The organism is Aliikangiella sp. G2MR2-5 (assembly GCF_015687155.1).
In the GTDB taxonomy this organism is placed as follows: domain Bacteria; phylum Pseudomonadota; class Gammaproteobacteria; order Enterobacterales; family Kangiellaceae; genus Aliikangiella.
Genome location: NZ_JADPQF010000001.1, coordinates 1602305 through 1626819 on the forward strand (window position 1 = coordinate 1602305; position 24515 = coordinate 1626819).

General features: G+C 41.5%; 17 protein-coding genes. 13 read left to right on the forward strand and 4 right to left on the reverse strand.

All coding sequences use genetic code 11. The annotated features are described in order from the left end of the window. Positions 1 to 451 precede the first annotated feature (451 nt). The 9 genes from IYN84_RS06585 to IYN84_RS06625 all read left to right on the forward strand — a co-directional run bounded on the left by IYN84_RS06585 (position 452) and on the right by IYN84_RS06625 (position 10661). Complete coding sequence (locus tag IYN84_RS06585) at positions 452 to 1465, forward strand: N-acetylornithine carbamoyltransferase (protein ID WP_210330309.1); 1014 nt, start codon at positions 452 to 454, stop codon at positions 1463 to 1465. Between the two features lie 33 nt (positions 1466 to 1498). Then, the gene (gene argG / locus IYN84_RS06590) at positions 1499 to 2830 is read left to right on the forward strand and encodes an argininosuccinate synthase (protein WP_196138354.1); all 1332 of its coding nucleotides are present in this window, start codon (positions 1499 to 1501) and stop codon (positions 2828 to 2830) included. A 7-nt stretch (positions 2831 to 2837) separates the two neighbouring features. Further along, positions 2838 to 3956: an acetylornithine deacetylase gene (locus tag IYN84_RS06595; protein WP_196138355.1), complete on the forward strand. Its 1119-nt coding sequence runs from the start codon at positions 2838 to 2840 to the stop codon at positions 3954 to 3956. Then, complete coding sequence (locus IYN84_RS06600) at positions 3949 to 5340, forward strand: acetylglutamate kinase (RefSeq protein ID WP_196138356.1); 1392 nt, start codon at positions 3949 to 3951, stop codon at positions 5338 to 5340. Before IYN84_RS06595 ends, IYN84_RS06600 begins: the two co-directional genes overlap by 8 nt. Continuing rightward, positions 5337 to 6338 carry an N-acetyl-gamma-glutamyl-phosphate reductase gene (argC, locus tag IYN84_RS06605; RefSeq protein WP_196138357.1) on the forward strand — a complete coding sequence of 334 codons (1002 nt, stop codon included), beginning with the start codon at positions 5337 to 5339 and terminating at the stop codon, positions 6336 to 6338. The genes IYN84_RS06600 and argC overlap by 4 nt, the downstream gene beginning before the upstream one ends. A gap of 10 nt (positions 6339 to 6348) precedes the next feature. Further along, positions 6349 to 7644: an argininosuccinate lyase gene (gene argH / locus IYN84_RS06610; RefSeq protein ID WP_196138358.1), complete on the forward strand. Its 1296-nt coding sequence runs from the start codon at positions 6349 to 6351 to the stop codon at positions 7642 to 7644. 419 nt (positions 7645 to 8063) lie between these two features. After that, a complete protein-coding gene (locus IYN84_RS06615; protein WP_196138359.1) occupies positions 8064 to 9269 on the forward strand; it encodes a tyrosinase family protein in 1206 nt (401 codons plus the stop codon). A gap of 150 nt (positions 9270 to 9419) precedes the next feature. Next, complete coding sequence (locus IYN84_RS06620) at positions 9420 to 10100, forward strand: hypothetical protein (RefSeq protein ID WP_196138360.1); 681 nt, start codon at positions 9420 to 9422, stop codon at positions 10098 to 10100. A gap of 138 nt (positions 10101 to 10238) precedes the next feature. Next, positions 10239 to 10661, forward strand: coding sequence for a DUF3617 family protein (locus tag IYN84_RS06625; protein ID WP_196138361.1), 423 nt, complete (start codon positions 10239 to 10241; stop codon positions 10659 to 10661). A gap of 413 nt (positions 10662 to 11074) precedes the next feature. Here the strand turns inward: IYN84_RS06625 and IYN84_RS06630 are convergent, their stop codons facing one another. Both IYN84_RS06630 and IYN84_RS06635 read right to left on the reverse strand, forming a co-directional pair. Beyond that, complete coding sequence (locus tag IYN84_RS06630) at positions 11075 to 11689, reverse strand: hypothetical protein (protein ID WP_196138362.1); 615 nt, start codon at positions 11687 to 11689, stop codon at positions 11075 to 11077. A 10-nt stretch (positions 11690 to 11699) separates the two neighbouring features. Then, positions 11700 to 12392, reverse strand: coding sequence for a zinc metallopeptidase (locus IYN84_RS06635; RefSeq protein ID WP_196138363.1), 693 nt, complete (start codon positions 12390 to 12392; stop codon positions 11700 to 11702). A 286-nt stretch (positions 12393 to 12678) separates the two neighbouring features. Here IYN84_RS06635 and IYN84_RS06640 point away from each other — a divergent pair, with 286 nt between their 5' ends. Further along, positions 12679 to 13359 (forward strand): MaoC family dehydratase, encoded by a 681-nt coding sequence (locus tag IYN84_RS06640; protein WP_371734806.1) that lies wholly within the window; start codon positions 12679 to 12681, stop codon positions 13357 to 13359. Between the two features lie 307 nt (positions 13360 to 13666). After that, complete coding sequence (locus IYN84_RS06645; RefSeq protein ID WP_196138364.1) at positions 13667 to 15619, forward strand: diguanylate cyclase domain-containing protein; 1953 nt, start codon at positions 13667 to 13669, stop codon at positions 15617 to 15619. A 138-nt stretch (positions 15620 to 15757) separates the two neighbouring features. On the opposite strand, the gene IYN84_RS06650 is transcribed toward IYN84_RS06645, so the two are convergent. Both IYN84_RS06650 and gltB read right to left on the reverse strand, forming a co-directional pair. Next, the gene (locus IYN84_RS06650) at positions 15758 to 17206 is read right to left on the reverse strand and encodes a glutamate synthase subunit beta (protein ID WP_196138365.1); all 1449 of its coding nucleotides are present in this window, start codon (positions 17204 to 17206) and stop codon (positions 15758 to 15760) included. After that, a complete protein-coding gene (gene gltB / locus IYN84_RS06655) occupies positions 17203 to 21636 on the reverse strand; it encodes a glutamate synthase large subunit (protein WP_196138366.1) in 4434 nt (1477 codons plus the stop codon). Before gltB ends, IYN84_RS06650 begins: the two co-directional genes overlap by 4 nt. A gap of 368 nt (positions 21637 to 22004) precedes the next feature. On the opposite strand from gltB, the gene IYN84_RS06660 reads away from it, so the two are divergent. Together IYN84_RS06660 and IYN84_RS06665 are read left to right on the forward strand one after the other, a co-directional pair. Continuing rightward, the gene (locus IYN84_RS06660; RefSeq protein ID WP_196138367.1) at positions 22005 to 22481 is read left to right on the forward strand and encodes a hypothetical protein; all 477 of its coding nucleotides are present in this window, start codon (positions 22005 to 22007) and stop codon (positions 22479 to 22481) included. A 193-nt stretch (positions 22482 to 22674) separates the two neighbouring features. Then, positions 22675 to 24411 (forward strand): DUF885 family protein, encoded by a 1737-nt coding sequence (locus tag IYN84_RS06665; RefSeq protein ID WP_210330310.1) that lies wholly within the window; start codon positions 22675 to 22677, stop codon positions 24409 to 24411. Positions 24412 to 24515: the final 104 nt, after the last annotated feature.

The following is a 24515-nucleotide window of genomic DNA, read 5'->3' on the forward strand; positions in this document are numbered from 1 at the left end:
CTAATAGTTTTGAGCCAGACGCTTGCTAAAAGGAATATTATTGTGTTAAAAATCTAGCCATTAATTTGTAGCAATTTTTCTGGAAACAGAACTTCTTTGTAACAATAGCTCAGGTAATATTTCCCCGGTCTAATGTTGCAAAAGTTGAGAAGTGAGAATAAATCGCTACCGATAAAAATTTCATTTTTTAATTAATTATCGCAGACTATGAATATTAGACCACAGCCTAAACTATCAACTGATTCAGCTTTCTCGGCTGCAACAGGCTGTGCATTATTAATAACTTCTTCTAGTATCGCTGTAATCCGTCGCCGCCGCCGTACCTACTGGGCTGGGTGCGATGGTGTATAGTATTTTTTAAAAAACACTTTCGAAAAACCCGGCCATCGCGCCGGGTTTTTTTATGCCTGATTTTCGACCCAATTAATTTCAACAACCAACAGGAATACCAATGAAACACTTCATCACGACAACAGACTGGAGTCAAAACGAACTTCAAAACATGATAGATGAGGCAAATGCTTTCAAGAGTGGAATGCAAAGCAATGCACTACACAACAAATCGGTCGCGTTATTGTTTTTCAATCCAAGCTTAAGAACCAGAACCTCTTTCGAACTCGGCTGCTGGCAACTGGGAGGGCATGCAGTTGTTTTGGAGCCTGGTAAAAGCGCATGGCCGCTTGAGTTTAAATTTGGTGAAGAAATGAATGGACTCGCAGAAGAACATGTCATTGAAGCAGCTCAAGTTTTATCCCGTTATTGTGATCTGATTGCGATAAGAGCATTCCCTAAGTTTGAAAATTGGGACGAAGACAAACAGGATAATGTTATCAATGCTTTTGCCAAATATGCCTCTGTTCCTGTAATAAATATGGAAACTATCACCCATCCCTGTCAGGAACTGGCTCATATGATGGCTATTCAGGAACAGCTTTCTCAGGTGAATAAAACACACCAGAAAAATAAGAAATACCTACTGACCTGGACCTATCACCCAAAACCACTTAATACTGCAGTAGCTAACTCGTCTCTACTTATAGCCTCAAAGTTTGGTATGGATATAACTTTATTATGCCCTAATGAAAGCTACCTTCTTGACGAAAAATACCTGTCTTTAAGCAAACAAAACGCAGAAGAATCTGGTGGCAGTTTGCAGGTAAGTCATGATATCGCCAGCGCTTATGAGGGAGCCGATATCGTTTATGCCAAAAGTTGGGGTGCACTCCCCTATTTTGGTCAGTGGGAAGCTGAAAAATCGATCCGCGACCAATACAAACACTTCATTGTTGACGAAGAAAAAATGGCGCTAACAAATGATGGTTTATTTTCTCACTGTCTACCACTTAGAAGAAATGTCAAAGCAACAGATGCAGTGATGGACTCAAACTATTGTTTCGCCATTGACGAAGCTGAAAACAGATTACACGTACAAAAAGCTGTAATGAGTCAACTCATTACACAGTAAATATATTGACTCAACTTCGATAGGATTAATCTAATGAAAAACCAAAAAAGTGATACACAAAACTTAAATAACAATAGCAACGATACTGGCTACAACTCTAACTCTAACTCTAACTCTAACTCTAACTCTAACTCTAAAATCGTATTAGCCTTTTCTGGCGGACTCGATACCAGTTTTTGCGTTCCTTACCTCTTGGAGAAAGGCTACAGTGTACACACTATCTTTGTTGATTCTGGCGGCGTTAGCAATGAAGAAAAGCTAAATATTAAACGTAGAGCGATGGAACTGGGTGCAACCGAACATCATGAAGTTTCAATCGGTGAAAGTCTATGGAAACAGGTGGTAATTCCATTAATCCAATCAGGCCACTGGTATCAGAATCAATATCCTTTACTTTGCTCCGACAGATATTTAATTGTTGAAGAATGTTTAAAGCTTTGTGATCAACTACAAACAAATCTGTTCGCCCATGGTTGTACCGGAATGGGAAATGATCAGGTTCGTTTTGATTTGGCTGTAAAAAGTCTTGGAGACTACAAAATAATTTCTCCAATTCGAGAGATTCAGAGAAAAACAAGTCAAGTCAGAGACTACGAGATCGAGTATCTGAAAAATAAAGGTTTTACTGTGTCAGACAAAGCATCGCAATATTCAATTAACGAAAACCTTCTGGGCGCTACTATTTCTGGTTCGGAAATTGATTTATGGCAGACACCCGGGAAAGGTAGCTACGTTCTAACTCAAGAACCACACCTAACGGAAAAAAAAACTACCAATCTAAAACTTGGATTCGTTCAAGGCGTATTAGTATCTGTAAACAACGAAAAATTGCATCATCAATTCAATGGTGAAAAGGTCATTCAGTTTCTCAATAAAATTGGTGGTGATTATGCTATAGGAAGAGGTATTTACACTGGCGACACTACAATAGGACTAAAAGGTAGAATTGTTTTCGAGTCTCCTGCTCTTGAAATTTTACACACGGCTCATATTGCGCTCGAGCAGGCCGTACTATCGAAAGCACAAAACAGATTTAAAAATCTCGTCGCACAAAAGTGGACTGAGCTAGTCTATGAAGGATTCTTTTACGAGCCCCTAAAAGTCGATCTGGAAGCATTCATTCGTTCAACACAGGTTAATGTTACCGGAGAAGTCACTCTATCTCTCTCCACTGGCCAAGCGTTTGCAGTCAGCATCGAGTCCGGCAACATCCTTAAAGATGACTCAGCGGTATACGCACAATCGGCGAGCTGGACAATCGATGAAGCGCAGGGATTTATCAAATTGTTTGGACAATCCAGTGTGCTTGCAGCAAAAAACAGCATTGTTTTAAATAATAGCAACTTATGTGAACAAGCAGGTTAGCTCTATTATGAATAACTCAAAAACACTTTTATCGAGAACTCTTACTTATCTGGAGTCTTTGGTGGGATCTGACACACAAAACCCGCCACGTAGAGTTGACAGCTCATCACCCATATTTTGTTTTCTAAAGGAAAACCTACCAGAATTTGATTTCAAAATCTATGACGCTGGCGATGGCTGTATTGCACTTCTGGCGGTAAGGGGGAATCCAAAGCTACTTTTCAATTTTCATATTGATACTGTACCAATAGCGGACGGGTGGCAAAGTAACCCGTTTATACTGAAAGTAAGAGACAATAAGGCTTATGGTCTCGGAGCATGCGATATTAAGGGTGCTTCAGCCTGTATGCTAACCGCAGCCAACGCAACCAACTCTGATCTAGCACTACTCTTTTCAAGTGATGAGGAGTTTGGTTCAAGTGCAGCCATAAAACACTTCCTATCATTTAAACACAACTTCGAAAGTGTGATTGTTGCCGAACCAACTAATGGGGGCGCCGTTTGTGCACACAGAGGAATTGAGTCTGCCACCATTACTTTCCAGGGAAAATCAGGACATGCATCTTCGCTTGATGCTCTTAAATTTAACGCCATACACCATGCATCCAAATGGATCAGTAACTCAATTGACTGGATAGCAGCACAGGCTTTTCAATTTGAAAACTTGAAGGGTCTTCCATTTAATGCAGGTAAAATTAATGGCGGAATTAAAGCCAACATGGTGGCTTCTGAATGTGAAGTTTCTTTTGGCTTCAGACCACTTCCCGGGACGAATGTAGAAGCACTGATTAATCAGCTGAAAATAGCAGCCCCGAATGATGCAGAAGTTACCATTAAATCTTCATTTAGTGGTCCTGCACTCCCCGCTACCCACTCTCTCTTTGACGAAGAAGTGAGAAAAGCAAAAGCTTTGATTAACTCACTGAATCTGCCCTTAGCTGAACCAGTAAACTTCTGGACAGAAGCCAGCCTTTTTTCCAGGTCTGGATTAACTTCAATTGTCTATGGACCAGGAGATATCAATCAGGCTCACACCGCTAACGAATGGGTAGAACTAAAGCAGTTAGAAGAAGTTACCAATCAGTATATTGAAATTATCGAAAATACAGGACAGAAAAATGGATAACGTAATTTCACAGTCCAGAGAAAAAAAGACAAAAGCTAAAGAAACCATTATTCAGTTATTGTCAAACCTGGCTAACCCAAAAGAGATTGAACAATATCTAAAACGTTTTGTCGGTGCAGGTAAAACTCATTTTGCGGTTATCAAAGTTGGTGGTTCAATATTAAAAACAGAAATAGATAGTCTATGCTCATCTCTTGCTTTCCTGGAGCAAATTGGTTTATTTCCAATCATTGTTCATGGTGCCGGGCCACAGCTTAGCGAGCAACTTATTAAGCAGGATATTGACTGCCAATTCATTGAAGGCCAAAGAGTTACATCCAGTGAGGTTTTACATAATGCAAAAAAGGTGTTCACTCACGAAAACCTGAAGCTATCCAATAGACTGCAATCTCTCGGGGTCAGGGCTAGTTCAATTACTTCGGGAGTATTTATTGCTAGTCCAAGTAAGGATAAAAAAATGGGACTAGTCGGAGAAATCGTAGATATCGATCTATCACCAATAAAAACTGCAATTGAAAATGGTTCGATTCCCATACTTTCCTCCCTTGGTGAAACGCTTGACGGACAATTACTCAACATCAATGCAGATATGGCTACAAACCAACTTGCAATAGCACTAAAACCTTACAAAATAATATTTTTAACCGGTACAGGAGGAATTCTTGACGAACACAATAAAATAATCTCTTCTATTAATCTTGTGACCGACTTCAACTATCTTGTCGAGCAGCCCTGGTTAAACGGAGGTATGAAACTAAAACTAACACAAATAGCAGAAATACTTAGTCAACTACCCTCTACGGCTTCTGTATCGATCACCAAACCAGCTAATTTGGCAAAAGAACTTTTTACTCACAAAGGCTCAGGAACACTGGTTAGAAAAGGTGAGTCAATTATGACACACGAGTCTATAGAGAGTATCAAGCTAAAAAAACTGAAGAATCTAATCGAATCATCTTTTAAACAACAACTTGAAAACGACTATTTTGAAGCACTGAAAATCAGTAAGGCGTATATAACCTACTGTTACAGAGCTGCAGCAGTAGTAACTTTTGATGGACAGCATCACTATCTTGATAAATTCGTTGTCGCCGATGAAGCAAAAGGCGAAGGTCTTGGCAAAGTACTATGGGAGAAGTTAACTTCAGATACACCAGCATTCTATTGGCGTTCAAAAGTCAGTAACCCTATTAACCCATTCTACTTTAATAAAGCGAGCGGAATGCAAAAGAGTAAGAAGTGGTTTGTATTCTGGAAGGGTATAGATAAATTTGACGAAATAAGTTCATGTGTAGCCAAAGCAAAGAACAAACCCGCCAGCTTTATTACGGCAGATACTGTCGCACCTGAAAGTTTTTCTCTCAAGGTAGGAGTTGTATCATGAAAACAGAGCTCAAACAAAACTATACCGTAGGCTTGCTTGGGGTTAGAGGATACGTTGGTAGAGCAATAGTTAAATTAATCAACCATCATCCACAGCTTTCGTTGCAATGGATTAGCTCTAGACAGCTTAAGGGTTTATGCCTTTCAACTTTGGAACCAGAACACCCTCCACTGACTATAGATTGTTTTTCACCAACCGATTTAAAAAATAACCCTTGCGACATTTTGATTCTGGCGTTACCTAATGGACTTGCTAACAACTATGTTAATCACGTTAGACATTTAAACTATAAATTAGTCATTGACCTCTCGGCCGACTATCGATTTAATGATGAATGGCAATATTTAGTACCGGAAATTAATGGTGAAAAATTTGTCTCACAGAAATCACAAGGGAAGACAATAAAGATAAGCAATCCGGGTTGCTACGCTACCGCCATGCAGTTGGCACTTGCCCCAATTTTACCCTTGATCGAATCAAGACCTGGCTGCTTCGGGGTCTCTGGATACAGTGGCGCGGGAACAACCCCCTGCGCAACCAACAACCAAAAAAATCTGGAAAATAATATTATTCCTTACCAGCTTATAAATCACTTCCATGAAAAGGAAGTTAGTTTTCATCTCGACACACCTATTAGCTTTACTCCACATGTAGCTGATTTTTTTAGCGGAATAAGTATGACAGTTCAATTGGAATTGGCGCAATCAGTTCCTTATCACACTCTATTATCTTTATATCAGAACTACTATTCTGATTCAGAGCTAGTGAAAATACAGAAAGAAGCAGCGACTATTCAACAGGTTGTAAATACTCATTGCGCAGTAATCGGTGGATTTTCTCTCGCGCAAGATAACAAACGCCTCCACCTAAATTGTGTGCTTGATAACCTGTTAAAAGGAGCCGCTTCCCAGGCAATACAAAACATAAACCTGGCATTAGGTTTATCACCTACTCTGGGACTTTCTACTGAAACAAATTCATTCAAGCTGACTGCATAGAGGAATTGAAATGAGTTCACCTATCTGGCAAAAACAAAAGCAAGCAAAAATTGATCAATCAATAATGAATTATATGGCTGGAGAAGACTGCCTTCTTGACAAGCATCTTATTCAATATGACATTCAGGCCAGCATAGCCCATGTGCAAGGGCTGGCATCAATCAATATCGTTACCGAGCAAGAAGCTAAAAATCTAGTTAAAAATCTTAATGAACTTTGCACAGCCCTTAAAAACAAACAGTTTCAACTGGATTCACGCTTTGAAGATGGACATTCTGCAATTGAATTCTATCTGACCGAAAAACTTGGTGATCTCGGTAAAAAGGTTCACACAGGACGTTCGAGAAATGACCAGGTGCTGGTCGCCACTCGTCTATATATGAAAGACGCTATAAAGCAAGCTCTTGAATTAGCCAACGAGACAATTGAAACCTTGCTTGTTCAAGCCAAGGAAACACAAACTATACCTATGCCTGGTTACACCCACATGCAGCGCGCAGTTCCCTCTTCCTGTGGGATGTGGTTTACCGCTTTTGCTGAATCCATGCTAGACAACAAAATACCTTTAAAATCATCATTAGAGCTGATCGACGCGAACCCTTTGGGGACAGCTGCTGGCTATGGTGTTAACTTGAATTTGAATCGTCAACTAACTACTGAAAAACTCGGGTTTTCCAGAATTCAAGTCAATCCTATTTATGCGCAAAATAGCCGTGGAAAACTCGAACTCAATCTACTCAGTGCTTTATCAAATTGCTTACTCGATATAAGGAGATACTGCTGGGATTTATCACTATTTATGACGCAAGAATTTAACATGGTTTCTCTTCCAGATGAAATGACAACCGGAAGTTCGATCATGCCCAACAAGCGCAACCCGGATCTTGTAGAACTGATGAGAGCAGCTTACTCAATAGTGCAAGCTGCCAAGGTCGAGTTAGAATCAGTTCTTTCGCTTCCTTCAGGTTATCAACGAGATCTGCAACTGACCAAATCACCACTTATCCGTGGAGTCAATAAATCGTTGGAGACTATGAAGCTATTTCCTCAGCTTGTTCGAGCAACAAGGTTTAATGAAAGTAAACTACGCGAAGCCATTGATGCGCCTATGTACGCCACAGACCTGGCAACACAAATGGCAGCTGAAGGCGTCCCTTTCAGAGAAGCCTACAAACAGACCGCAAATCATTATGAGCAATTAGAAAGAGCAAGTCCGGAAGAAAGCCTTGCTAAAAGAATATCTCTGGGCGGCTCAGCTAATTTAGGTCTAAACATCATTGAAGAGCGGTTTAGAAGTATTGAGTAGACGAATACCTTAGCAGCATATGACCAGACTATTTCAAAATGAAATAATCTGGTCATAATTTATTAACATATTTAGATTAATTTTTTCCTGCTTGCTAATCTTCTTTCCGTAGCGTCAACCTTTTATAAAGACCATGAAATCTCAGAAAAGCTATGGTCTTTATCTCACAGAAAAATGCAACATAGTCTTCGACGAGTTTAAGTATTTTTTCTACATCAATTATCTATTTTAAAAACTAGAATCTTCTCCAGATTAACAAGACAAATATCTGAAAAAAATTAAAAATCATTACACAGAAAAGGATTCGTCATAGTTGTTTGGCGAAGCGCTTATGATTTATTTCGTAGCGTGTTTAGTGCTCATAGTTCCCTCTATGGGCTTAAAAATAAAATGGAAATTTTCCACAAGGAGAGACAGTAATGAAATTATCAAGGAAACTCTATTTGTTTCTTATCGTTTTAGCCACATTTATTGCAGGTGGCTGTACCGTTGGTGTTCAAGATGGAATGCGAGTCAACAATACCGGCAGCACAGTCAAACCGACAGGCTATGTAACAAAAGCTCCTGTTTCAGGGGATATGGTAAGAATACAGGCAAGGAATGCCTCAACCGGAGGCTGGGTGACGTTAAAAAGCAACATTAGTATCAGTGCATCAAAAAGCTGGACAACAAAAGATGGTACAGACTTGTTCTTCTGGGATGCAGGCAATATGACGATTCCAGCAGCCTACTGGTATTCTGGCACTGGCGGTAACTACGCACGATTAAGGGCCCAGTGGCTTAGCAACGGTTCATGGTATAACACACTGGTATCGCGAAAAGATTGGCTAACTTGCTTTACCGAAAACTACAACAATGAAGGTAACACGCTAAACTATATGCTGGACAATTGTTTCTCTCATCGTGGAGAAGCCTATATCTATACCGCTAACTATCGAGAAGGGGCAGCCAGTTGTCCTACGCCATCAGCAACACTTGCAAAAACTCATGAGCACTACATGATGCACCAGATCCCGTCTTGCGCGCGCACGATTATTAGTGATCATATGCGAGAAAAAATTGACGAAAACATGATCTTGCTGCATTACGAAATCAACCACAACTCCGCTAATGCTGACTCAAAAAATCAACTTGGCAACGATACCTCCAACACCTGTGGCCGTCAGCCTGGAAATAATGGCATGTGTGAACTAGGCGGATTTTTTGGTGGACATGAACGCTATATTCGTCGTATGGAAAGACATGTAATGGTTTACGACTACCCATGGATGCCTGTCGGCAAGATTCCAGCCTGGAATGGAAGTACCTGGATCCCGACTCAGTTTCAGAATGCAGAAGTCTCTCCAAATGGTAGCTGTAACAGCTGGACCTGTAATGGCTGGCGCTCAGACGCGATCACGGACTCAACACCGAATGCATCCAAACCAAGCCAGATTTCTCCAACAAACGTTTGTAACTACGCAACCGTTGACGACGTTGCAGCAGCTTCGAATGGCTGGCACGGTAACGGTCATGTTTTGACTGGTGGTCACTTCGGCACTTTCGACTCTCCGGCAAACCCACTGTTTTTCACATGGCATAACGCAATAAATGATGTCTGGTTAGACTATAAGGCTTGTCCCTGATTAAACAGGTTTTAGTCGGAAGGACTTGTATTATAACAGGCAGGTCCTTCCTTTGACTTTAGGTTTTATCTTGATGAGAGCTAATCCGAAATTTCGTTTCTAATAGATCAGATAAAGTACTAGTTGCTCATTCACAACAAGGAGAAAACAATGAAACAATGGATAGTTTTTCTTGCCGCAAGTTTTGCTACCGTCTTACTATTTTTAAGCCTGCAAGTTACTGACAAAAATAAAAGCTTGATTGGCGTTTCTAAAGCAACCGTTTCCGAAAAGGTAGCAACGCTCTCAAATAAAAAACAGTTGCCGGAAGCTAATCTGGCTAAAGGCATTTTGCCTCCTCTAAAGCAGTCAGATTCAAATTCTGGAATTACATTTAAAAAAGAGAAAAAAATTGACGTGGAAGACACTCCGGCTACCCAGGACGAAATAATGGCGAGCTATATTAATTCAGGTAATCCTGAGCTAGTCCGTCAAAAATATGCAGAAAGAAGAGTCGCCAGAGCTGAGTTACTCATTCGGAAAATGGATGAGGAAAATCAAAACCCTGCCTGGGCAGATGAGCTAACAAGAAAATATAATGCAATGAGTCAGATGCTTCCTGGTATAAAGCCACTTGAACTAGAATCAACCGACTGTCGAGAAAGTATTTGTGCACTCAATCTATCCTACCATTCAGTTAATGACTATAAAAAGCTGGAACCATTTATCCTTAATGCCGGCAGTATACTCGGTAGTGATAGCTTTGTTCACTACGATGCAACGCCTAACTCTGCGGTGCTTTACCTGTCGAGGGCTGATGCATCACTACCACAGCTAGAATTTGAGGACTAGTTGGCGTTGTTTCAATTAAATGCCCTCTTTTTTCGATTGAGGGCCACTTACTCATTACAAACTGTTGCATTGGAACATTATTTGAAATTATCCTATGAGCGTATTCAAACATACAGAACAACCCAAATGGAGAAAAATATGAAAATGCTAAAATGCTCAATCGCGCTTTCGCTTATTGCCGCCACCACATCGGCGACAATTGCTGAAGAGCTGAGCGTTAATCCGGGTCTGTGGAAAAGTACCTCAACGATTACCAATTCTTTTTCCAATCAACCAGTGACCGAGACAAAACAGGAATGCATTAAAGAGAAAAAGTCATTTGATCCACAAGAGTTATTAAAAGAAGCACAAGGCTGTAAAATGTTAGATAATAAACTTGACGGTAAGACTGTGTCGTTCAAAATGGAATGCGATATGAACGGTGGCAAATCGTCAATCAATGGTCAGTTTACTGCCGAAGAAGAAAAAGGTAACGGCCATATGGATATGAAATTTGAAGTTCAGGGAATGTCCATGCAAATGAAACTGGACTGGGAATCAGAAAGACTTGGCGACTGCTAATTTGCTTAAAAAGTTAGCTCAATTAACCTCTCACAGTTGGAGTCGCTAACAGGCGGCTCCCGACTCAAGACCTTTAAACTAGTACAAGAAGACGATTAAGTAGACTTGAAATAACACCGACATTAATACAGCGAAAGGTAATGCTTTTCGCCAAAACGGTAAGCGAATGTTGTATTGCTGCCCTTTACGAGCCTGCACTTTTTTCAATTCAACCTTATTTTTCAAAGAGTTATAATGTTTGTTTAAAGTAGAGCTGTACATCTGTCTATCATTCTACCAAGGTTGAGTTGTAGTTAAAGGAAGCTAATTCTGGGTGTAATATATAGAGCTTGACTAGAAAAAAATAGTTAAATAGTTACAGAGTGAATATTTCACACTAACAAAAGAGCATTGACTGGATAAAAATATCACTCTCAATTAATTTGTATTTCAGCTCCCTTCAACAGATAAAAGAACGCTTCCTTTTGTTTAAACTTTAGCTCAAGATCAAGATAGGCTTTGTCGATGCTTTTTGACTTTTCCTGTAAATGATAATACACGGTCCAATGGTAGTAAGCAGGTTTATCTCGTCGTAGAAACTCTGTTTGAAATTTTCTAAATTCAGCCAGAGAATTTTCGTCAATACGGAACGTATATTGATTAACGAGTCTAGTAGAGAAAACCCAGTGACTCATCTCAACCTGTTTCTCACTCGTCGGTTGCAGCTGAAAGCGGTACTCATCAACTCGACTACCAGCGTATCGAAATTGAAGAGCAAGCTGGACGTTTTTCAACTCCAGCTTCAAGGGAGAGTCCAGACTAATTCTGGCTCGAACATCTCTTCCATGTATTGAAAGTAAATCGCTATGTTCAAAATCAGAAAACCTCAAAATAGAAGTAAAGGGCATCGAACTGCAGGCGGTGAGCAGCATGCACATAGTTACCAAGAAGTACAACCTGAATACTGACAATTCTAGCATCCAGGTTATCTGCGGTAGATGCCTGATGCCGAATAAAATGGCAGAATTCAGAAGACCAGAGATTTTCATTTATTGATATTTACCTGATCATTTTCAACAGGGCTAGCCAGCGCCAAAGTCGAAGTACGTCTGCTAAAGCAGCAGCAACATAGGTTAATGCACAGGCTTTCAATATCCGTCTTACCACAGGCAAATAGATATCAGGTATATATTCCCCCTCTTCTAATATGGGCAAAGCTTTGTTAAAGCTGGCGTCCCACTCTTCCGGTAAAATAGCTGCGTAAGCAAAAACTGAAGAAAAAAGAACCGCCAGGCCTGTCAGCCCGGTTATAACCATTAAATGGGGAACTTTGATAATAACGGCTATTAATGGTAGAGCAACCAGAATAGAAGCGCCTATGCGCTGCATTTTAATTGCTTTGGGGAGGTATTTCTTGCGTAGCCAGCTAACCGGCTCATTTTTGTTGAATTGAATAGCATGTCCAACTTCGTGTGCTGCAACGGCTACGGCGGTTAAAGACTTTCCGTTAAGATATCCAGGGCTCAGCCTAACCATGTTTTCCTCGGGATCATAATGGTCGCTCCCCTCCTCTGTGACCTCTACCCCAACCGCCTTTAAATCAAAACGGTCGAGCAGATGCCTGGCTAGCTCGCCGCCGGTACCGGGCATACCTTCCAATTGTTTGTCATACCTTCTCAACACGAATCTTACCCACCACTGGGGTGCAAGAATAAGTGCAAGAAGCAGTAAAACAACAATTAAAATTCCCATCTAACTAGTCACCATTCAACCTGAAGCTTACAAGAATTTTCAATACTTATTGAAAATGTCTATCGCGTTAATGAATTGTTCACATATTCACAATAAAATATTACAAGCTAATTCAGGCAATGTATAATAACAATCAAATAATGACTGACTTTTAGTCATGATTTCAGTTCAACCTGATTTCCATATGTTAGTAAACAGACTATTTTACCAACTTAAATTAGTCACAATTCCTGTTTGCAACAGTTAAGAAGTAAAGTTAAGGATCCGATCCAAAGGAGTCGTAATAGTGAATGTAGTTGAGTTCATTAGGGAGAAAAAAGAGCGATTTCAGCAAAATAATGCTGAGTTCAGGGCAAAAATTGAGCCCCAATTTAAAAATCTATCCGACCTGATCACGAAAACTATATCCAATACGTTGAATAATCCCTGGATATCCAGATTTAACCCCTTCGAAGAGCAAGAAGAAGAAGAAAAGCCTCCTCAACCATTGGTGTTAGTCCCTGCTGCAGCGGAAATGTATCGAAAGCTGGAGAGGCAACTCGGAGAAGAGACCTTTGTTGGCGAATGGTTCACTGTTGACCAAAAGTGCATCAACCAATTTGCCGAAGTTACCGGAGATAAACAATGGATCCACACTGATCCAGAAAGAGCAGAGAAGGAATCCCCATTCAAGTCAACAATTGCGCATGGTTTTTTAACACTGTCTCTCTTGCCTAAACTGACGGATACCGTTGATGACAACAATAACCCCTACCCTGAAGCCAAGATGGCAGTGAATTATGGTCTTAATCAGGTTCGCTTCCCTTATCCAGTCAAAGCTGGCTCAAGAGTCAGAGCCCGAACCAAGCTGGTTGAACTCAGTCCAATGCGCAAAAGCATAGAGCTGGTTAATGAAGTTAGTATCGAAGTAGAGAACAGTAAACGCCTGGCCTGTGTTGCAGAAACTGTGCTACGACTATATTTTTAGCACTACAAAGCGGAGAATTCTCCGCTTTTAATGTTTTCCATCAGTCCAGTCTATTCCCTCTAGCCAGCCAATTAAGGCACTCATATAACTCATTCTGAGAAACAAAAACTATTAATTCCAATAATTTATACTATTCTTAATGCTATAAAATATGGTCATTAAAAGAACAAACTGGCTAGAAAATATGACTTGAACAGATGTGTTCCAATTAGTGATTTGCCAGCAGTTCGACCCCAATTTTTACTGAACTTCAAGAAAAGTACTTATAAAACAATAAAATAGCCAAAATATTTCTCAAGAGTAATTAGTGAAAACGCGTCACCTATTGCATAATATCCTTATTACGCTTGTCATGAGCCTGTCGCTTTTTTCCAGCTTTTCCCATTCAACAGAAACCGTCACTTTGCAATTGAAATGGAAGCATCAATTTCAATTTGCAGGCTACTACGCTGCACGTGAAAAAGGCTTCTACCAGAAAGCCGGACTGGATGTAGTTATTAAAGAAGCCAGACAAGGGGTTGATCCCGTTGAAGAAGTCACCAGCGGTAATGCCGAATATGGAGTAGGCACCAGCGAGCTCATACTTAATCATGCCAATGGTGACCCTGTAGTTGTGCTTGCGGTCATTTTTCAACACTCTCCCCTTGGCATAGCTGTTAGCAAAAATAGCGAGCTGACGACCCTTCTCGACATAGCCAACTCGCCAATAATGATCGAACTTAATTCAGCAGAGCTACTTGCTTACCTGAAGCTTGAAGGACTGGACAAATCTGCTCTGAATATTATTAACCATACCTTCAATACCGATGATCTGGTCTCAGGTAAAGTTAAAGCAATGTCTGTCTATGTCACGGACGAACCATTCATACTTAATCAAAAACGGCATCAATATATACTTTTTGAACCAAGACTGGGCGGAATAGACTTCTATGGTGACAATCTGTTTACCACCAAAAATGAAATAAAATCTCATCCTGAAAGAGTTGAAGCTTTTCGCCAGGCCACACTTAAAGGCTGGCGTTACGCAATGGAAAATCCGGAAGAAATAATCCAGCTAATATATCAACGATACAGTCAGCGTCACAGTATTGATCACTTAAGGTTTGAAGCGAGTCAAATGAGAAGACTGATGCAACCGGAACTTGTCGAGCCAGGTTATATGCATCAGGGCCGTTGGAAGCACATCATTAAGACCTATCAAAGTCAGGGACTGCTCGACATGACTTACCAGCTTGACAATTTTATCTACTCCCCGGTCAGCGAAATTGATCTGGATGAATACCGTCCCTGGTTTGCCTCTGCGATTGTTTTTATTATTTGTCTAATATTCCTTGGCATTTTCGTCTACTCTCTTTTTCGAAAGCTACTCGCTGAAGAGGTAAAGCTGCAGAGCATTGTAGATAATTCACCAAGTGCGTTAATTGTCAGTGACAATAATGGCATTATCAAGAGCTGGAATCATCAAGCCGAAATTATTTTTGGATGGCAATCTTCTGAAGTTATCGGTGCAAGTGCATACAGTCTTCTCCTGCCACCAGAAAAAATTGCGGAAGTTAAAAATTTTGTAGAGAGTTCATTCAACGATAAAAGACCAACAACTACCAGGCAATGGAATCTAAATAAAAATAACGAAAGAATTTTATGTGAATGGAAAAATATTCTGGTGAATGATAAAACATCCAGTGAAACCTATATTATTTCAACTGCAGTCGACATTACCAAACAGAAACTTCTCGAAGAAAAACTAAAAGTCAGAGCCTACACCGATCCATTGACCGGCCTGAATAATCGAAGTGTTTTCTATTTAAAACTCAATCACGCCTTGAAACAAGCTAAACGAAACAATAACAAGCTTGGTCTCCTTTTTATTGATCTGGATAAATTTAAAGATATTAACGATGGTTACGGTCATGAGTCGGGAGATATCGTACTAAAATCAATTGCAGAACGACTTATCAAGGTATGTCGAGATAGTGATGTCATTGCTCGTATCGGAGGGGATGAGTTTGTCGTTCTGCTATATGATGTAAACGGGCGGGATGCCGTGCAAAACATCTCTATAAAAGTACTCAGCGAACTTATTCAACCGATTGAACTAGATGATCATAATACAATTGTGATCAACTCTTCAATCGGAGCTTCAATATATCCAGAGCACGGAAAGCAGGCAGAAGTATTGTTAAAAACAGCTGATCTGGCAATGTATAAGGTCAAACAGGGTTCTCAAAAAAATCCCTATATCCCACCTGCTGAAGCGTAGAAAAGCAAGGACTCGACGAAAAAATAGTAAAATTAACTCTCTAGTATTCGTCTATCAAAACAGACGAATACTAGATAAATAAACTAAATCAAATTACAAAACATTTAGGACATAGCTAGACACAATCAAGCTACTCGTTCAAACCTCTAAAAACTCCAGAATTTCTTTAGCAGCCTGCCTCCCTTCCGCGATTGCGGTAACTACCAGATCAGCGCCTCTCACCATATCACCTCCGGCAAATATTCCTTCAGCTTCCGTTTGCTGTATACCAACCTCGTTACTGGTTGAAGGCTGAGTTGTCTTTACCAACCCCCGGTCATCGCAAGTAACCCCTAATTCGTTAAACCAGTTTGCCGGACTCGGATTAAAGCCAAACGCCATAATAACGATATCCGCCTCAATGATTGAAGTATCAGTTTGATCTACTTCAAACGACATCCTATCGCTACCTTCTTTTTCTACCAGTCGGGTCCGAGCGACTTCAACACCTGTTGCTTTCCCCGATTCAACGATAATTCTCAACGGCTGTTGATTGAACTCAAAATTGACTCCCTCTTCCATAGCATTTTTTACTTCAGAAGGAGAACCCGGCATCGCTTCTTGATCCCGCCGATAAATACAAGTGACAGAATGACAGTTTTGACGTATCGCTGATCGCACACAATCCATTGCTGTATCACCGCCCCCCAGAACAACAACTTTCTTGTCTCTCAAGTTCTGGAATGGAAATTCATCCATTGCATAGGACTCCTGTTTATTCACGTTTCCGATCAGAAAATCTAACGCTTTAAGGACCCCCTGAGCGTCTGCGCCCGGTAATTTTCCGGTCACACTTTGATAACACCCCATCCCTAGAAACAGTGCATCATAGTCTTCTTTTAACTGCTTTTCAGAAATATCTTTTCCAACTTCCGTATTAAGTTGAAACTCTACACCAATATCTTCTAGAAACTTTCGTCGCTTTCTGATAACAGATTTTTCCAGTTTGAATCCTGGAATGCCAAAAGTAAGAAGTCCGCCAATTTCGGGATATCGATCAAACACTACAGGCTTAACGCCGTTTCTGGCTAGCAGCTCCGCGCACCCTAGCCCGGCAGGTCCAGCTCCGACAACGGCCACTTTTTTATCAGTCATAGAACGTTTGGATAAGTCCGGACGCCAGTTATTTTTAAGTGCTCTATCAGAAATATTTTTTTCAATCGCACCAATATTCACTGCACCAAAGCCGGTATTTAAAGTACATGCCTGCTCACAAAGTCTATCTTGCGGACAAACTCTTCCACAAATTTCTGGCAGCGGATTAGTTTCGTGCATTAGTGCTGCAGCATCTTCAAACTTTTCCGTTCTCACATATTCCAGCCAGTTAGGAATATAGTTATGTAATGGACAGCGCCACTCACAATAGGGATTTCCACAGTCTAGACAACGTGCTGCTTGAGTGGTTAGTTCAGCTTCTTCTTTGCCGATGTAAATTTCTTTAAAGTCTATTTTCCTTTCACAGACGTCTCTTTTTTTGTTTTCACTGCGAGGCCGCTTCAAGAACTCTAGCGGATCTATTTTCTTCACACTGTTTTCCTGCTGGCTCATTTTACAATCCTCAAAGGTGTCACTTCCGTCATCACATGCCCGGTTGTTTTGGGGACAACCACCATAAAATAATCCAGATAATGAGCGAGATTGTTGCGAATTTTTTGAGCTTGAGGACTGTGCGTTGTTTCAATATGACGATCTATCAATCGAATCAGATCATCTTTGTAAGATTCACATTCTGGCTCCACCAGTGAGAGCAATTCGACATGCTCGAAGTTGGTTCGTTTATTCAGTGTTTCTCGTAAGTCAAGCACCAGGGCAACTCCACCTGTCATTCCTGCAGCAAAGTTTTCCCCTACCGGACCGAGAACGACTACAGTCCCGCCGGTCATATATTCACAGCCATGATCGCCAACACCTTCTACGACAGCTTCAGCGCCGGAATTGCGAACTGCAAATCTCTCACCAGCCTGCCCTGCGGCAAATAATTGTCCGCCACTGGCACCGTAAAGACAGGTATTGCCAATTATCGCACCACGACTGGCGACGTACTGAATATTGTCCTGCGGATATATAGCGATACTCCCGCCAGACATTCCTTTACCAACATAGTCATTAGCGTCTCCCTGCAGGTTAATATCGATACCTGCCTGATTCCAAACACCAAATGACTGACCCGCGATTCCTTTGAAGTTAAGCGTTAGGCTTTTATTAATTTGCTGCTTGGCAAAATAGCCTGAAATACTTGCACCAACTGAGCGATCATGATTTTTAATTGTATAAGTAAAATCAAGTTCTCTCTCCAGGTGAATATTGGCTTTAACATCTTGCAGAATTTTCTGGTTGAGCTCTCCTTTGTCAAAGGGCGTATTTTTGGTTCCCAGGTAGTGAGGTGCACCTGAACTCGGACGTTTGGCTGAGTCCAGAATCACCTGCAAGTTCAAGCGACTCTGTTTACGCGTATTTCCTTCAACAACATCTAACAGATCAGTGCGACCAACCAACTCATTTAAACTGGCTACTCCAAGTTTTTTTAACCACTCCTGTGTTTCTGTCGCAATAAAATCAAAATAATTAATGACCTTTTCCGGTAAACCGAGATAGTGTTGGCTGCGAAGCGTTTTGTTCTGAGTGGCTACGCCTGTTGCACAATTATTAAGGTGACAGATTCTTAAATATTTACACCCCAGCGCCACCATGGGACCGGTACCAAAACCGAAACTATCTGCCCCCAAAATTGCACCTTTGATTACATCCAGTCCCGTTTTAAGTCCCCCGTCTACCTGCAGGCAGACTCGGTCGCGCAAACCATTTTCAATCAGAGCTTGATGGGCTTCTGCTAACCCCAGTTCCCATGGAGTACCAGCATACTTAACCGATGTAAGTGGACTGGCGCCAGTGCCGCCGTCATGACCGGCTATGGTAATCATATCAGCATAGGCTTTGGCAACACCGGCGGCGATTGTGCCGACACCGGGTCCAGAAACCAGCTTAACTGAAATGAGTGCATCTGGATTAACCTGTTTCAGATCAAAAATCAATTGCGCTATATCTTCAATAGAGTAGATGTCATGATGCGGCGGCGGTGAAATTAGCGTGACGCCGGGTGTCGCATTTCTCAATTTGGCAATTTCCAGCGTTACTTTATTGCCTGGTAATTGACCTCCTTCACCGGGCTTGGCTCCCTGCGCAATTTTGATTTGTAAAACTTCGGCGTTAACCAGATAGCTTGCGGTTACCCCAAATCGTCCTGAAGCAATTTGTTTAATTTTGGAAACTCGCTCAGTGTTGTATCTTGCAGGGTCCTCTCCTCCCTCCCCGCTATTTGAACGACCGCCAATGCGATTCATAGCAATTGCCAATGATTCATGAGCTTCCGGGCTCAATGCACCGATTGACATTCCAGCGGAATCAAAACGACGCATAATTTCGCTTTTAGCTTCTACCTGTGCATCACTCAGTGCTGATTCTGCAAGTTTTGGCTTTAGTAGGTCTCGCAGAGTAGCAACAGGTCTCTCATTGACAGTGTTCGCATAGCTGAGGTACTCCTCGTAACTACCAGAAGAAACAGCCCGTTGAAGCGTTTGAATCACATCGGGGTTGTAACAATGATACTCTCCTCCATGCACGTATTTTAGTTGGCCATTACGCTGTGTTTTGACAGAGTCTCTCCAGGCATTGCGCGCGCAAATCTGACTATCCACCTGTAAATCTTCAAAGCGGGCGCCACCGATGCGAGAAGGAACACCTTTAAAACAAAGATCAATCACTTCCTGATCCAGTCCAACGGCTTCAAATAATTGCGCACCTCGGTAACTGGCTACTGTGGAAATTCCCATTTTTGACATTATCTTTAACAGGCCCTTATTCAGACCGATAAAATAATTTCTTCTGGCGTCGATCAGATCGAAGTCCAGCTGTGATTCAAGATGAAGATTATTAATAATTTGAATCGCTAAATAAGGATAGATTGCTGTTGCACCTACGCCAATTAAAACCGCAAAGTGATGAGGGTCTCTGGCAGTACCGGTTTCCACAATGATATTTGCATCACAGCGCAATCCTTCATCAACCAATCGATTATGGACCGCACCAGTTGCCAGAGCGGCATGAATTACAAGTTGCCCCTGAGTGATAGCACGATCTGACAATCGAAGAATGACAGCTCCATCCTTGACCAGTTCAACCGCTCTATCAGCCAGCTTTCGAATGGCAATTTCAAGGCTGTCAGATTCATCATAATTGAGCGACAGTTTTTCCTGTCGATAATACCTTTGATCCAGCTCTTCAAGCTGTTTTAATTTTGCGTAATTAAGAATAGGTTTGCCAATAATCGCCCGAAATGCCAACCCATTGGTTTCCTGAAAAACATTGTGTTCACGCCCGAAACAGGTTTCAAGCGACATGACAGCCTTTTCTCGTAACGGATCGATTGGAGGATTTGTTACCTGGGCAAACTGTTGTCGGAAATAATCGAATAAACTTCGATGTTTATTGGATAACACTGCAATTGGAGTATCGTCTCCCATAGAACCAGTCGCCTCCTGACTTTGGTTAGCCATGACGCGTATAATTTGTTCTTTTTCTTCAATGGAAACGTCGAAAAATTTTTCAAATCGCGGTAAATTCTTGAGACTTTCATCAATATATTTTTGCGCGCCCTGACGTTCTAACCAGGGATTACTCCTCAATCGAATGGTATTTTCTCTTAACCACTCAAGATACGGATGACGACCTTTGAGCATATCGTCGATTTTATTGGTACGCCAGATCTCTCCGGTGGAAATATCAGCCGCAAGCATCTCTCCAGGACCAACTCTGTCTTTTTCGATTACATCCGCTTCGTCGTAATCCCAGACACCAACTTCAGAGGCTACGGTGAGAATTCGATCTTTTGTGATCACATATCTGGCCGGTCTTAAACCATTGCGATCCAAAGTACACGCGATTTGTTGTCCATTGGACATCACGATTCCCGCTGGTCCATCCCAAGGTTCTGAATGCATTGAGTTGAATTCATAAAACGCTTTCAGTTCGGGATCCATGTTACTTCGGTTGGCCCAGGCTGGCGGAACCAGCATTCTAAGTGCTCTAAAGATATCCATACCTCCAGCAAGCAACACTTCCAGCATGTTATCCAGAGACGAGGAATCAGAACCAGTCTGATTGACCAGATGCTCCAGATTCCCCAGATCGGGTAACAATGGTGTATAGAGTTTTGGCTGGCGTGCTTTCGCCCAGCGACGATTACCTGATATGGTGTTAATTTCACCATTGTGGGCAAGAAAGCGAAATGGTTGCGCGAACTTCCATAAAGGCGCCGTGTTAGTTGAGAAGCGTTGATGAAACAGACAGATAGCGCTCTGCATAGCCTTGTCAGCCAGATCAGGATAAAAGTGATTTAAATACCTGGGAATGACCAGCCCTTTGTAGACAATCATTAAGTTGGATAGCGATACCACATAATAATGCTCATCCTTAATACGATCGGCTGCACGTCGACGGGCCATAAAAAGTCGTCTTTCAAGATCGTATTTACCCCAGCCTGGCGGTGCACTAACAAAGATCTGTTCTATTACGGGCAAAGTTTTTAGCGCATTTTCTCCACAAACACTGGTATCTATGGGCACTTTCCTCCACCCACAAATAGTCAGCGTTTCTTTTTCAAGTTCTTCTTCAAGAATCTTTTTGCTATGAGCGGCTTCTGCTTGATCCGGGTTTAAAAATACCTGACCAACAGCAAATTTGGCGCCGAGACTATAGCCGAGAGACTCGCCTACTTTTCGAAAATAGGATTCGCATAACTGAATGGAAATTCCGCAACCATCTCCAGTTTTTCCATCCGCATGAACTGCACCACGGTGAGTCATTCGCTCCAGAGCGGTAATTGCTGTTTGAATCAAGTTGTGACTTTGATGACCATCAAGCTGAGCGATTAAACCGAATCCACAGTTATCCTTAGCCTGAGATGCCTGGTATAAGGTCATTTGTCCCCCTTGTGTGACTTAAATATTTATTCGGATGTGCCGCCTTTCTTCTTTATCGTTATTATTTTTATAGATGAACAATTCTTTCGATTGTTTCGGTAGATACTAATTGGTCTTACTGCAGCTGTCTTATATTTAATTGGTTTAACAGCCTCCATAATCAGTGACCTGGCCGCGTTTCCTCTAGATTAGGCCATGTTGGCAGCAAAATTCAAACGCCCGTTTAGATTTTGTCGTTATATGCAATCTCTCAAACATGATATTGGAAACCAACTATTGGCACGGAACATAAATCATTGAACATTAATACTGGCCTGTTACACTAGAGCAGGTATCGACCTTACACATTAATTTCTGGTATCTGCTCAATGTTCAAAGAACTACTTGACCACTTTAGACCAAAAACGGGTGAAAAATCTTCAATTGAAGACTCCGACGAATCAGCCAAGGCCGCACCAGATAGCTCTTCATTGAATACCGATCGGATAAAAGCAGTAATTTCTGAACTTAATAATTCCGATGCACTATTTAAAGAGTCCGGCTTTATGATGGAGAAGCTGGATGTCACTGTCGGCGCAGAGTCTAAAGTTATTCCTCATTTTAAGCATTACCACTCAGTAACCGATGAAGAACAGATTGCGATTTTGTCACGAATTGCTGACAACTCAATAATCAAGTTTGTCCTTATGTCACTTTTCCGATCTGTGAAGATGAGCAGCCTGTTTGACAACACGGAAATGTACTTCCATCAAGTCGCTATCGACATATCAACATCGCCGGTGGTAACAACCACTTTTAAGCGAGAACACTCAAGCAAAGACACCTACAGCGTTACCAAGCACTGATAGCTAATGATCTATCTCAAATCGGAAAACTTTTCCGCCTAATCAATTTTTCGCTGTCTATACTTAGAGTATGGACGACTATAGCGCAAGTCACATTCAAACAAGTCATCTGCAAAGTTGCACCTCCAGGCTTTATCTAATTTTTAAACTTTATCTGATAATATTGAGCTTGTGTATTGCAGGTTGTGCTTCCATGACTCACTCCGTATCGCAAAGTGAAAAAGCCCAGCCTCCTGATGTTAATAACTTAATAGCCGCTTTCTCCAGTGAATCGCTTAAATTTAACCCTCTAAAAGCAACCTTGCTCGGAGTCAGTGACTATAATCACCTTTTTCTTCCCGAAATAACCCTGACCAATCGCCAAAAAGAAGTCGATTTTTTAAAAAAGTATCTTAAGCAACTAAAAAACATATCTCCTCAGAAGCTGACTTATCAAGAACAGCTAACTTACGAGTTATTCAAACATGATCTAGAGATTGCGATCGAAAGCTTTGATTACCCTTCACACTATTTGCCATTCAACCAAATTTTTGGAGCGCACAATGCGTTTGCTCTGCTAGGATCAGGAGAGTCCGCCCAGCCCTTCAGAACACTTAGAGATTACGAAAGATTTATTCAGCGCGCCCAGGGTTTTTCACTATGGGTCGATAGTGCAATTAATACAATGCGAGAAGGAGCCCAAAAAGGCACGACTCATCCGGAAGCAATTGTAAAAAAAATTGCAGCGCAATTAGCAGCTCATTTAAGCTACTCGCCATCTGAAAATATTTTCTATCAACCGCTTCAAAATCTTCCTCGGAGTTTGTCTGTCCACGAAAAATACTTACTTGCTAGCAGATACCAGGCCACCGTTGAAAATACGATAATAGCCAGCTATCAAAAGCTTTATCACTTCCTGGTAAAAGAATATTTACCGCTTTCTCGAAAAACTGCAGGCTATGGCCAACTTGAGAATGGTCAAAATTGGTATCGCTTTTTGGTACGCCAATACACCACCAGTGAGCTCTCAACAGAAGAGATCCATCGGTTGGGGCTAGAGGAAGTCAAGAGAATTCGAAATGAAATGACTCAAGTGAAAGAACAACTAGAATTTGAAGGAAGCCTGGCAGAATTTTTTAGCTATTTGAGACAAAATAATGATTACTATTTCAACTCTGAAGCAGAATTACTAAACGCCTATAGGGGCATTCAAGAAAAAATTCACGGGCAACTGTACAAGCTATTCAGCTTTGCTCCACAGGCATCCTATGTTGTTAAAACCATCCCGTCCTATCGTGCACAAGCGGCTCCGGGAGCCTACTACCAGAGTCCTTCTTTGGATGGCAAAGTTCCAGGCATTTTTTACATTAATAGTTACAACCTGAAAGCCCAACCAAGATTTCTGGTGGAAACCTTATCCTTGCATGAAGCCGCTCCCGGACATCACTTTCAAATTGCAATTCAGCAAGAGTCTTCGCACTTATCCAGTTACCGACGATTTAACAGCTACACCTCTTTCGCAGAAGGTTGGGCACTTTACGCTGAAAGTCTGGGAAAAGAATTAGGGCTGTTTAATGATCCTATCATGTGGTATGGAAGACTGGTTGACGAACAGCTTCGTGCAATGCGGCTCGTCGTTGATACCGGAATCCATGCCAAAGGCTGGTCTAGAGAAAAAGCAATTGCTTATATGATGGAAAATTCTTCGATGGCACGATCAGACGTTGTTGCCGAAGTAGAAAGATATATGGTTATTCCCGCGCAGGCACTAGCTTATAAACTGGGCGAGCGTACCTTCCAAAAATTGAGAACCTATGCATCCAGCAAGCTAGGCAAAGACTTTGATATTCGAGCTTTTCATAAAGAATTGCTCATCGATGGAAGCCTTCCTCTTCCAATCCTCGAACGAAAACTGAAAACCTGGGTTAATTCAAAGAGTTTTACCCGATAACTTAGCTCACAAAACACCTGCTGAACCTACTTGGCACTCCCACCCAAAGGCTAATAGTCCGTGGCCAGTCGCTACAAGAAATATAGGTTGCAACATTCTTTGAC

Coding starts and splice junctions, on each gene's coding strand:
- IYN84_RS06625 (WP_196138361.1), top strand. CDS start 10,239: ATGAAAATGCTAAAATGCTCAATCGCGCTTTCGCTTATTGCCGCCACC.
- IYN84_RS06615 (WP_196138359.1), top strand. CDS start 8,064: ATGAAATTATCAAGGAAACTCTATTTGTTTCTTATCGTTTTAGCCACA.
- gltB (WP_196138366.1), bottom strand. CDS start 21,636: ATGACCTTATACCAGGCATCTCAGGCTAAGGATAACTGTGGATTCGGT.
- IYN84_RS06585 (WP_210330309.1), top strand. CDS start 452: ATGAAACACTTCATCACGACAACAGACTGGAGTCAAAACGAACTTCAA.
- IYN84_RS06620 (WP_196138360.1), top strand. CDS start 9,420: ATGAAACAATGGATAGTTTTTCTTGCCGCAAGTTTTGCTACCGTCTTA.
- argG (WP_196138354.1), top strand. CDS start 1,499: ATGAAAAACCAAAAAAGTGATACACAAAACTTAAATAACAATAGCAAC.
- argH (WP_196138358.1), top strand. CDS start 6,349: ATGAGTTCACCTATCTGGCAAAAACAAAAGCAAGCAAAAATTGATCAA.
- IYN84_RS06665 (WP_210330310.1), top strand. CDS start 22,675: ATGACTCACTCCGTATCGCAAAGTGAAAAAGCCCAGCCTCCTGATGTT.
- IYN84_RS06650 (WP_196138365.1), bottom strand. CDS start 17,206: ATGAGCCAGCAGGAAAACAGTGTGAAGAAAATAGATCCGCTAGAGTTC.
- IYN84_RS06635 (WP_196138363.1), bottom strand. CDS start 12,392: ATGGGAATTTTAATTGTTGTTTTACTGCTTCTTGCACTTATTCTTGCA.
- IYN84_RS06595 (WP_196138355.1), top strand. CDS start 2,838: ATGAATAACTCAAAAACACTTTTATCGAGAACTCTTACTTATCTGGAG.
- argC (WP_196138357.1), top strand. CDS start 5,337: ATGAAAACAGAGCTCAAACAAAACTATACCGTAGGCTTGCTTGGGGTT.
- IYN84_RS06600 (WP_196138356.1), top strand. CDS start 3,949: ATGGATAACGTAATTTCACAGTCCAGAGAAAAAAAGACAAAAGCTAAA.
- IYN84_RS06630 (WP_196138362.1), bottom strand. CDS start 11,689: ATGAAAATCTCTGGTCTTCTGAATTCTGCCATTTTATTCGGCATCAGG.
- IYN84_RS06660 (WP_196138367.1), top strand. CDS start 22,005: ATGTTCAAAGAACTACTTGACCACTTTAGACCAAAAACGGGTGAAAAA.